Source organism: Mesorhizobium sp. M8A.F.Ca.ET.021.01.1.1 (assembly GCF_003998025.1).
Taxonomy (GTDB): Bacteria; Pseudomonadota; Alphaproteobacteria; order Rhizobiales; family Rhizobiaceae; genus Mesorhizobium.
The window spans coordinates 1-1,316 of record NZ_RZSJ01000938.1; the positions used below are offsets into that span (position 1 = coordinate 1).

A 1,316-nucleotide genomic window follows, 5' to 3' on the forward strand; every position below is an offset into this window, starting at 1 on the left:
GGCGAGGGCGCGGCGCTGACGAGTTCGGTCAGCCAGCTCGTGCTCGGCGAGGGCGCCGAGGTGACCTGGCTGATCGTCCAGGAGCAGCCGGAGACGGCAACGCATCTGGCGCAGTTCAAGGCCCATATCGGCAAGAATGCGAAACTGACGCTGTTCGTCATGAACGCCGGCGGCAGGCTGGTGCGCCAGGAGATCATGATCAAGACGACGGGAGAAGGCGCCGACTTCAAGCTGCGCGGCATCAATCTCCTGGCCGGTGACACCCACACCGATGTCACCATGGTGCTCGACCATGCCGTGCCGCATACGACATCGACGGAGGTCATCCGCAATGTGGTGACGGGCAAGGCAAGGGGCGTGTTCCAGGGCCGCATCAACGTTCACCAATATGCCCAGAAGACCAATGCCAAGATGGCCTGCAACACGCTGCTTTTGTCGGACGATGGCGAGTTCTCGACCAAGCCGGAGCTCGAAATCTTCGCCGACGACGTCATCTGCGGCCATGGCGCGACTGTCACGGAGATCGACCACGACCATTTGTTCTACCTGATGGCGCGCGGCGTCGACGAAAAGAGCGCGCGGGGGTTGCTCGTGAAGGCGTTCGTGGCGGAAGTGATCGAGGAGCTGGACGACGAAGCGATCGTCGAGGCGCTGGAAGCGCGGCTTGATGAGTGGTTTGTGACGCACGGGTGATCCTGATGAACGCTCCAGGCAAGATCGGAGATTTCTACGACGTCGAGGCGATCCGCCATGATTTCCCGATCCTGTCGCGTGAAGTCTATGGCAAGCCGCTGGTCTATCTCGACAACGGCGCCTCGGCACAGAAGCCGCAGGTCGTGCTCGATGCGATCCAGCACGCCTATTCCCAGGAATACGCCAACGTTCATCGCGGCCTGCATTTCCTCTCCAATGCCGCCACCGACGCTTATGAGAAGGCGCGGGAAACGGTGCGCCGTTTCCTCAACGCGCCGAGCACCGACAACATCGTCTTCACCTCGAACACGACCTCGGCGATCAACACCGTTGCTTATGGTTATGGCATGCCCAATATCGGCGAGGGCGACGAGATCGTGCTGTCGATCATGGAGCATCATTCCAACATCGTTCCCTGGCATTTCATCCGCGAACGGCAGGGCGCCAAGCTGGTCTGGGTGCCGGTCGACGACCTCGGCGTCTTCCACATCGAGGAATTCGAAAAGCGCCTGACCGACAGGACGAAGCTGGTTGCCATCACGCAGATGTCGAATGCGCTTGGCACGGTGACGCCGATCAAGGAGATTGTCCGGATCGCGCATGCGCGATCCGGACAATCTCCT

At 60.9% G+C, this 1,316-nt stretch carries 2 protein-coding genes; both read left to right on the forward strand.

Translation table 11 applies throughout. From position 1 onward, the window contains the following. A partial coding sequence (gene sufD / locus EOA36_RS35620) for a Fe-S cluster assembly protein SufD (RefSeq protein WP_127281252.1) occupies positions 1–693 on the forward strand: 693 nt, incomplete at its 5' end. Positions 694–698: 5 nt separating this feature from the next. Next, a partial coding sequence (locus EOA36_RS35625; RefSeq protein ID WP_127281253.1) for an aminotransferase class V-fold PLP-dependent enzyme occupies positions 699–1,316 on the forward strand: 618 nt, incomplete at its 3' end.